The sequence below is a fragment of the Archangium sp. genome, assembly GCF_036388035.1.
GTDB lineage: Bacteria > Myxococcota > Myxococcia > Myxococcales > Myxococcaceae > Archangium.
Genome location: NZ_DASVSO010000388.1, coordinates 1 through 8,586, shown reverse-complemented (window position 1 = coordinate 8,586; position 8,586 = coordinate 1). Strand labels below are relative to the sequence as shown.

The following is an 8,586-nucleotide window of genomic DNA, read 5'->3' as shown; positions in this document are numbered from 1 at the left end:
GAGCCCAGCACCTGGACGAGGCCGAGCACCACCTGCAGAGCAGTCTCGTGATCGGGCAGAAGGTGCTGAGCGCCGAGCACTCCCAGATCGGCGAGACGCTCCTGGGTCTCGCCGAGGTAGCGCTGGCCCGGGGTCAGCCCGCCCAGGCCATCCCCCCGCTCGAGAGGGCCCTGGCGATGGACAACCCCTTCGAGCGTGCCGAGCTCCAGTTCACGTTGGCGCGCTCTCTTTACACCAGCGGCGTGGAGCGGGAGCGGGCCCGGCAGCTCGCTACCGAGGCCCTGGAGCACTACCGGCGCATTGGCAACTCGCCCAAGGGAGCAGAGGTGTCCCACTGGTTGACCACCTACTTCCGTGGGACGGCCCCCGAAGCCCCGGGAGCGTCGCATCCCAGCCCGCGAATCGTCGACGTCATCGAGTGACCCCGGCCCATCGGGCGTACGGCCCGTGGCTCAGTAGGTGGACAGCACTCCGCCGGTGGCCTTCTTGTAGGTGACGCTGCTCATGAAATTGAGCTGGTACGCCTTGGCGGCGATGCGCAGCCGATCATACGGGGAGTTGCCGATGGAGGACGGGATGGTGTTCACGTAGTTCGGGTCGTCCTTGAATTGGCACTCGTAGTACTGGTTGCCGAAGAAATCGACGAGCACCCAGACGCCCTTCTTCTTGGCCGTGCCCAGCAGCGGCCAGCTGCTGCCCAGGTGGCCGTACACGCCCAGCTCGACGCGGGAGAGCTCGCACGCGGACTTGGTCGCGGGAGCCGCATCGCCCCAGCCGCCCAGGACCGAGAGGTTCTCCCCCTGGGTCTGGCGCACCTCCACCACGTACTGCTTCGGGCACTCCCCCGGATGATCGTACGAGCCATCCGCCGAGGTCCGCGTGAAGCTCCTGGCCACGTCGCCCGGGTCGAGCAACTGGTCGATGAGGGCGTTGTACGCGGTGGTCGTGCAGCCGATCTCCCCCAGCTCCTGCTGCACCGTGGCCATCGCCTCGCTGCCCTCGACGGGCTCCTCCTCCATCGCCCCACCGCACCCCGTGCACAGCGCGAGACCCATCAGCAACGACTTGGTGATTCGAGACATGGCGTCCTCTCCCTTGCGAGTTCAGTGCTGGGGGGCAGGCCGCCCACCAGCGCGTTTGCATGGAGAACGGCGCGTCCAAGAAATCTTCCCGGGGGATTTTCGAAATGGCGCGAAGCGGCGGCTCCGCGGCGCCTGGGCACCTCCCGGTGCCCTGCCCGGATGGGCAGGCTAGAGTCCGGCGGAGAACAGGAGCTTGCCCATGCACTGCCGAATCTGTGACGCGGAAGGAGCCCATCCCTCCTTCCAGGCCCGGGAGATGATGTTTGGGATGCGCGACCGGTTTGAGTACTTCCAGTGCTCGCGCTGCCGCTGTCTGCAAATCCACCCCCTGCCGGCGGACCTGTCCCCCTACTACCCCGACGGGTACTACAGCCTCTCGGAAGAGGGGGCGGCCTTCGGGGGCATTCCGCAATGGTGCTACACCATGCTGGGTGGAGCCCTCGGACCCGACGACCTGCTGCGCTCCTACGCGAGCACCGAGGCTCGGGACCAGGCCCTGGCCAGCCGGGCCCTGTCCTATTACTTCCCCGAGGGCCTTGGGCCGAAGTCGGCCATCCTGGATGTCGGCTGCGGCTCGGGCTCCTTCCTGCGCGCGATCCGGACGCTCGGCTTCGAGCGCCTGCTGGGGGTGGATGCCTTCTTGCCGCGCGAGCTCCAGTACGGGGACGGTGTCCGGGTGCTGAAGACCACGCTCCCGGAATTCGACGCCAGCTCCCGGTGGGACGTCATCATGTTCCACCACTCCTTCGAGCACATGGCCAATCCCCACGAGGTCCTGCGGGCGACCGCGCGCCTGCTGGCGGAGGATGGGGTGTGTCTCATCCGCGTCCCGGTGGTATCGCTCGCCTGGGAGCGCTACGGCATCAACTGGGTTCAGCTCGATGCGCCCCGGCACCTCTACCTCCATTCCGCCTCGAGTCTGCGGCTCGTGGCCGAAGCCTGTGGCCTGGAGGTGGGCCGGGTGGTCTACGACTCCACGGGCGTCCAGTTCTGGGGCAGCGAGCAATACATCCAGGACATCCCGCTCCTCTCCGAGCGCTCGCTCGTCAATTGCGGCCCACAGAACAGCATCTTCTCCCCGGCCCAGCTGGCCGAGTTCGACGCGCAAGCGGCCGTCCTGAACCAGCAGGAGCGCGGGGATCAAGCCGCCTTCTTCCTGCGGCACCGTCGCGCGGCCTGAGCAGCCACCGCACGCCCCCAGAAAAGGGTTGCCCCGGCGTCCCACCACGCCGATTCTCCACCTCCCCGCGGACGAGGGAGGAAAAGACCGCATGCGTGGGACGTTCGGACTCCTGATTCTGGTGACGCTGGCAGGCTGCACCACGGTGGACGTGGCCCGGGTGCCGTCGCTCCGTGACACGCGCGAGGTCTTCGTCACCACGGGGGACGTGAAGGGCCCCTACCAGAGCCTGGGCGTGGTGCAGACCACGCGGCGCGGTGTGCTGCTCTTCGGCTTCGCGGACCCGGCGAGCACGGACCTGGAGGGTGGGCTGAACGAGACGCTCATCCCCGAGGTGCGGCGCCTGGGCGGCGACGGCATCATGAACCTGCGCTTCCAGCAGACGCAGTACACCCTTCCCACCCGCATCCTCTTCGCCCTGCTCTTCTTCATCCCGCTGCCGAGCGAGGTCACCCTCAGTGGCGAGGTGGTGAAGCTCGGCCCGGGTGCCGCGCCGCCGTCGGCCGGTAGCCCGTCACGTTGAACCCGTTGCGCTCCTGGAGAACCCGGTGAGACTCCCGCTCCTGCTCCCCCTGCTGCTGTGCGTCGGCTGCAGTGCCGTGTCGCGCGGCTCGAAGCTGTCGGACCGTCCGCCCGATGGCGGGCGTGGCCTGTACCTGAGCACCGGCGGCGCGCCGAGGCCCTACCGCACCCTCGGCTTCGCCCAGGTGCTGGGCTACGGGGTGACCGTGGCGGGGGTCTCGGAGCTGGGCGATGCCGCCCTCGACAGCACCATCAAGAAGTCCCTCGTGGACACGGCCCTGCGGATGGGCGGCGATGGCGTCATCAACATCGAGTTCGAGGACGAGAACCCGCCCACCGACGTGGAGCGTGCGTCGGACCTCTCCCAGTCCATCTCCAACGTGGCGGGTGGCCGCGGCGGCGTGAAGACGCGCAGCCGCAATGTGATCGTCACCGGCGAAATCATCCAGTTCATCTCCTCTCCACAGTGAGACCTCCTCCCATGCGTCTCCTCCTCGCATTCGCGCTCCTGGCGCTCACCGGCTGCACCGTCATCAACACCGCCTCCGTCCCGTCCGATCGCAGCGGCAGGGACGTCTTCGTGACGGCGGGCGACATCCCCGAGGCCTATGAGACGCTCGGCCTGGTCCAGGCCACGCGCTCGGGCGTGCTGCTCTTTGGCTTCGTGGACGTGATTGGCACGGACATCGACGCCGGCCTCAAGGACGTGCTCATCCCCCAGGTGCGGGAGATGGGCGGCGATGGCGCCATCAACGTCCGCTTCCGCCAGACGCAGTACCTGCCGGTGACGAAGGTGTTCGGCGCCATCTTCTTCTTCATCCCGCTGCCCAGCAGCGTGACGGTGACGGCCGAGGTGGTGAAGCTCCAGCGTCGCGCGGAGCTGCCCTCCGACAGCTCGGCGCCCGTCGTCTCCCGCTGAAGGCCTAGAAGACCAGCACGCGCAGGCCGAGCTCGAGCTCGCCGCCCAGCTTCTCGCCGGTGAGGACGTTGCCGCGCAGGCCGAGCTCCACTGGGATGCCCGCCCGGAAGCGGAATGCCATGCCCGCGCCCGCCGAGAACGGGCCGCGCTCCAAGAGGAAGCCCCGGCGCTCCGGCAGGCCGGTGAAGATGGAGAGCCGCCCCGCCACGAGCCCGTACAGCGCTGAGTCCTCGAAGCGCGCCAGCCGGTACCGCCCTCCCAGGTCGAAGTAGTACTGCCCGATCCACATGTAGGACGGCCAGGTCGCGTCCCGGGTGCCGAGCGCCCGGATCGACGTGCCACCCACCGCGAGGCTCAGCTCGAGGGGATTGGCGACCCGCAGCGCGAAGCTGGCCTCGTAGCGCAGCGTCGCCATCGAGTTGGGCGGGCTCGAGCCATACGCGGCCGAGCCCCCGATGAACAGGCTCCACCGCTTCTTCGAGCCACGCTGCGAGGAAGCTGGCGGAGGCTCCGCCTCGGCCACCACCGCTTCAGTGGACTCTTTCGGGTTCGAGCCGCTCGTCGCCTCGGCGGAGGCCGGGGCGGTCGCGTCGCTCGGAGCAGCCGCGCTGGTGTCGCTTGGGGGGGTGGCCCCGGTGAGATCCAGCCCCAGGCCTTCGGTCGCCATGGGCTGCGGCTCCGCCTGCGGCTGCGGCTGGGGCTCCGCCCGCGGCTGCGGCTCGGCGGCCACGGTCAGCCTGCGCGGGTCGGAAGGCATTCCCCGCGGGGCCGTCACCCGCCAGTAGTAGGTGCCGGGCTCGAGCGAGGGCGCCGCCTGGCGCCCTTTCACCAGCTGGTCGAAGACGGTGTCGGTGAACTGCTCGTCGCGCGCCACCTCGAGGCGCACGCGCTTCGCCACCACACGCCACATGAAGGTGACCTTGCCCGGCTTGAGCTCGGCGTCCTCCGCGGGCGAGAGCAGCTTCGGCTGGGGACCCTTGCGGACCTTGGCCTTCTTGGCCGAGTTGGCACCCCGGGCCGCCCAGGCACTCGGCCCCGGGATGCAGAGCCCGAGCACCAGGGAGAGAGACAGCACCGCACCCAAACGTGAAGGTCGAAAGTTCATCACGCCAGGGATTGTAGAGCCCGGGAGGGAGAAGAGAAGAGACCGGCCGGGGAAGGTGTCAAAGGACTCGTCACCGCGCGTCTCAGGGCGCCATCTGGATGAGGGCGCTGTTCAGCGAGACAAACGCGGCCGGCAGGCTGCTCCGGTAGGGCGCATTCGGAGTCGAGACGGCGTTCTGCACCTCGTTGAGGGTGAGCACGTACGAACGGCCCGCCAGCATCAAGTCCGGGGGAATCTTCACCTGCGTGCCGCGCGTGTAGACCACGCCCACCGGGGTGGAACGGTTGGTGCCGGCGCTGTCGATGAAGAGCCTGCGCACGTTGATCCGGTAGAGGCTCGGCGTCCCCACGGCCGGAGGATCCCACGAGATGACCGGGCTGGCCCCCACGCCTGACGTCTCGGTGAACAGGCTCGTGCCGTTGATCCGAGGGTTCTGCACGGGCGAGAGCCACGGGGTGACGGTCACGTTGGCCGCGTTGGCCGCGTCCACCACATCGACGGTCTCCACGCCCCCGGAAATGGACACCGACCCTCTCGTGGACCCCGGTAGGACGTACTTCGACATGAAGCTCGCGCGCGTCGAGACGCTCACGCCCCAGGTGTCGCTCAGCGGAGTTCCGTAGGTCATGGTGCCGGTCTCCAGATCGGCGTCCAGGGTGGGATTCAAGAGCAGGAGGTCCACCGCGGGGGCGAACATGTTGCGAGCGTTTCCACCGGGGGTGCCCTGCACGGAGAGGACGAACTCGAAGAAGGTGGGGGAGGGGCCGATGGCGGCCTTGTACGCGTTGTACTGAGTCCCCTTCACATTGAGCGAAATGGAATTGGCGGTGGAGACCTCCGTCAGCGCACCGCTGAGGACCTGCTCCTGGCCGTCCACCTGCGAGAAGGGCTCGAACTCGATGACCCGGCTCATCGCCGTGTAGGGCATACCCGTGCTGCTGGTGCGCTGGCTGAGCTGCGCGAGCATGGCGCGGTCCCCCACCGAGCCGTCCACGAGGTTGGGAACGCCGAAGTAGGAGCTGGTACCGGGGGGGCCGGTAACCACCGACATCCCAGAGAGGGACGTGGCACCCACTGCGGGAAGGTTCTTCCCGTACGTCTCCATGTTGAAGAGCCAGGTGTTGGAACGGGGGGAGAAGAACTCCAGGTGGTCACCGTTCTGCCAGGCATTCAGGTTCGACACATTGAAGGTCAGGGGGGTGAGCTGGGTGGGCTCCACGGCAGTGGGGCGGCCCGGGCGCGAAACCCCCAGGTCCAGCACGCTCTGGTCCGTCACCAGGTAGGTGCTCCCGGTCTTGAGATAGAAGGCCCCCTCGGGCACGTCGGAGATGGAGAAGGTGCCGTTGGCGTAGCCGGTCCCCTTGTACTCGGTGAACGTCCCATCCGCGCCCAGCACGAAGGCGCTCACCGCTTCCTTCGAGTAGTCGTGCGGAATGTTCACCACCCCGGACACGATGGGCCGGGTTTCATTGTTCACGCCGCTCACCGTGCGGGTGCCCGGGCCCTCGGCGATGAAGCCCTCGCTGAAGTGGAGCACCTCGGCGACGATGGCGCCGTTCTCCACCACTCCGCCAATGGGCTCGTAGCCGGAGCCGTCCGCCTTGGACCAGTAGAGGGTCGGGTGCGACACGTCACCGCTGAAGGGGAGCGACACCTTCAGCGGCCGCGCGAAGACGGTGCCCGAGGGCTCGAAGCGAAAGAGCGGCGAGGCCGGCTTCAGCTCCGCGGGGGGCGCATCCTCCGAGACCGACAGGGTCACCTGCACGTCGCGGTCGAGCGCCTCGGGCGGAACGCGCAGCGTGGCCCCGTTCGACAAGCTCAGCGTCCCGCCCTCGAACGTCACCACCTGAGTGGCCGGTGGCGGGGGCTCCGGCTGCGTCGACGGAGGAGGAGTCGTCTGCTCCTCGCCGCCCTTGCACCCGCCCATCACCAGCAGCGTCACCGCCAACAAGCTCTTCGCCCACTTTCTCGTTGTTACCGTGTACATACCGCCTCCATTCGTGTTCGACGACAAACACGGTCAGCTCAAAACAGACTCTAGCCAGCCCCCTCAACAGGCTCCCCATTCTTCTGATGTATCGAGAGAATGGCCAGCTCGCGACGGGCCCCTGTCGCCCCCCACCAGAGGCTGACCGGTGAGCCTGACGAACGCACGTCTCATCAATCCTCCGACTAAGCTCCTCTCCTCCATCCCCAGGAACTCGAGCACGGAGCCAACCATGTCCAGAAGCATCCCCCTGACGGGCACTGCCGCCGCGGACCACGTGGAAAGCGGCCTTTTCTCCGGCAGGACTCCCTACATCCGGGGTGGCTCCGGCCCGAAGCATGCGGTCGTGTTCTTTCCCGTCAGCGCGCTATTCCAGCGGATCGACACAGCATCCGACACGAGCAGGTACGCCAGGCAGGTCGCCGGGCTTCTGCCGGCGGGCTACCGCTACACCCTCATCGGCTACGAGGAGATTCCGCCCCAGCGCTACACGATCGATACCCTCGCCGAAGACCTCGCGGGGGTGATCCAAGCGGAAGTCGGCAAACCCGACCTAGTGATCGGCATCTCCTTCGGCGGATTCGTTGCCCAACGCCTCGCGGCCAAATACCCGGAGCTCGTCGAGCGCCTGATCATCCTGGTCTGCGCCCACCGGTTCTCGGAGAGTGGGTGGCGGCGCTTGGAGGGGCAGTTCAAGGCTCTGGAAACGGGGGACTTCTACCAGCTCTTGAAGGACAACGCCGTGGTGTTCCGCCGCCCCTGGTACAACTGGCTCGTGCGGCTGAAGCTCTGGATGGATCGGAACAAGTTGTCCTCCCAGTTGAAGGATCCGCAGCTGATCCTGCGGGCCTACCGTGGCCTCTTCTCCGAGGACTTCTCGCGCAATGCGGACTTCGCGAAGCGGATTGTGGCGCCCACCCTGGTGATAGGGGGCACGGCGGACCAGTTCTTCGACACACCCGTCTTCGAGGAGACAGCCAGGATGATACCGAACGCGCGTCTCGCGCTGTGGGAGGGAGAGACCCACATGCTGCCAATCGAGAAGCGCGGAGAGGTGGCAATCGCTGTCGCGGCGTTCCTGGCCGAAGGTCAACGGTGAACATCGCCCACCACTTTTCGCCCGCCCGTGCACGGGCCTAGGTTGAGCGCCGGTAGCGCACCTGTCGCCCAGGAGGTTGCCCCGTGGCCCAGAAGAAGAACTCGCTCGTCGCCAACATCAACCGCCGCAAGAAGGCGGGGAAGAGCCGCCCCAAGTCCCGCTCCACTGTCTCCAAGAAGGCCTACGGCGACATGAAGAAGGGATGGCCGGCCAAGAAGACGGCGGCCAAGAAGACGGCGGCCAAGAAGACGGCGACGAAGAAGACGGGGGCTCGCAAGAAGTCCGCGCGCAAGTCCTCCTGAGAGACGCCCCACTCGTGTCAGGATGGAAAGAAAGCGGCGATGCGTTCAACAAGGATCAACCGCGGCGACGTGTTCTGGATAGGGCCAGATGACTCGCGAGGGCCTGTCCCGAGCTACTCCCATCCCCACGTGGTGGTTCAGGACGACGTCTTCAACCACTCGCGCATCACGACCGTGGTGGTGTGCGCATTGACGTCGAACTTGAACCGGGCGAACGAGCCGGGGAATGTCCTGCTGGAGGTGGGCGAGGCCGTGGCTGGCCATGCGCGCCAGGTGCGCCAGCCGCACGAGGTGCGAGCGGTCCGGCGCGTTCACCAGCACCACCACCAGCCTCAAGGGCTGTCCGTCCGGCGTCTCCACCTGGAGGGGCTGGGCCAGCGTCACCAGCGC

11 protein-coding genes are annotated in these 8,586 nt (G+C 67.5%); 8 read left to right on the top strand and 3 right to left on the bottom strand.

All coding sequences use genetic code 11. The annotated features are described in order from the left end of the window. The coding region (locus VF697_RS15840) for a tetratricopeptide repeat protein (protein WP_331095812.1) at positions 1-422 on the top strand (422 nt) is incomplete at its 5' end. 30 nt (positions 423-452) lie between these two features. Here VF697_RS15840 and VF697_RS15835 read toward each other — a convergent pair. Continuing rightward, a complete protein-coding gene (locus VF697_RS15835) occupies positions 453-1,082 on the bottom strand; it encodes a hypothetical protein (protein WP_331095810.1) in 630 nt (209 codons plus the stop codon). Positions 1,083-1,281: 199 nt separating this feature from the next. Between VF697_RS15835 and VF697_RS15830 the strand changes: the two genes are divergently transcribed. The 4 genes from VF697_RS15830 (at position 1,282) to VF697_RS15815 (ending at position 3,703) form a co-directional block, all read left to right on the top strand. Then, entirely contained in the window at positions 1,282-2,262 is a 981-nt protein-coding gene (locus tag VF697_RS15830; RefSeq protein WP_331095809.1) for a class I SAM-dependent methyltransferase, read from the top strand. Positions 2,263-2,353: 91 nt separating this feature from the next. After that, positions 2,354-2,785, top strand: a complete 432-nt coding sequence (locus VF697_RS15825; RefSeq protein ID WP_331095807.1) for a hypothetical protein — start codon at positions 2,354-2,356, stop codon at positions 2,783-2,785. Positions 2,786-2,810: 25 nt separating this feature from the next. Next, a complete protein-coding gene (locus tag VF697_RS15820; RefSeq protein ID WP_331095805.1) occupies positions 2,811-3,254 on the top strand; it encodes a hypothetical protein in 444 nt (147 codons plus the stop codon). 11 nt (positions 3,255-3,265) lie between these two features. Then, complete coding sequence (locus VF697_RS15815) at positions 3,266-3,703, top strand: hypothetical protein (protein ID WP_331095803.1); 438 nt, start codon at positions 3,266-3,268, stop codon at positions 3,701-3,703. Positions 3,704-3,707: 4 nt separating this feature from the next. Here VF697_RS15815 and VF697_RS15810 read toward each other — a convergent pair whose 3' ends face one another. Both VF697_RS15810 and VF697_RS15805 read right to left on the bottom strand, forming a co-directional pair. Then, positions 3,708-4,778: a hypothetical protein gene (locus tag VF697_RS15810; RefSeq protein WP_331095802.1), complete on the bottom strand. Its 1,071-nt coding sequence runs from the start codon at positions 4,776-4,778 to the stop codon at positions 3,708-3,710. Between the two features lie 112 nt (positions 4,779-4,890). Continuing rightward, positions 4,891-6,795, bottom strand: coding sequence for a hypothetical protein (locus VF697_RS15805; protein WP_331095800.1), 1,905 nt, complete (start codon positions 6,793-6,795; stop codon positions 4,891-4,893). 232 nt (positions 6,796-7,027) lie between these two features. Between VF697_RS15805 and VF697_RS15800 the strand changes: the two genes are divergently transcribed. The 3 genes from VF697_RS15800 to VF697_RS15790 all read left to right on the top strand — a co-directional run. Then, on the top strand, positions 7,028-7,894 hold the full coding sequence (locus tag VF697_RS15800; RefSeq protein ID WP_331095798.1) for an alpha/beta hydrolase: 867 nt from the start codon (positions 7,028-7,030) through the stop codon (positions 7,892-7,894). Between the two features lie 83 nt (positions 7,895-7,977). After that, positions 7,978-8,196 carry a hypothetical protein gene (locus VF697_RS15795; RefSeq protein ID WP_331095796.1) on the top strand — a complete coding sequence of 73 codons (219 nt, stop codon included), beginning with the start codon at positions 7,978-7,980 and terminating at the stop codon, positions 8,194-8,196. Between the two features lie 39 nt (positions 8,197-8,235). After that, positions 8,236-8,586: type II toxin-antitoxin system PemK/MazF family toxin (locus tag VF697_RS15790; protein ID WP_331095794.1), on the top strand; the 351-nt coding region annotated here is incomplete at its 3' end.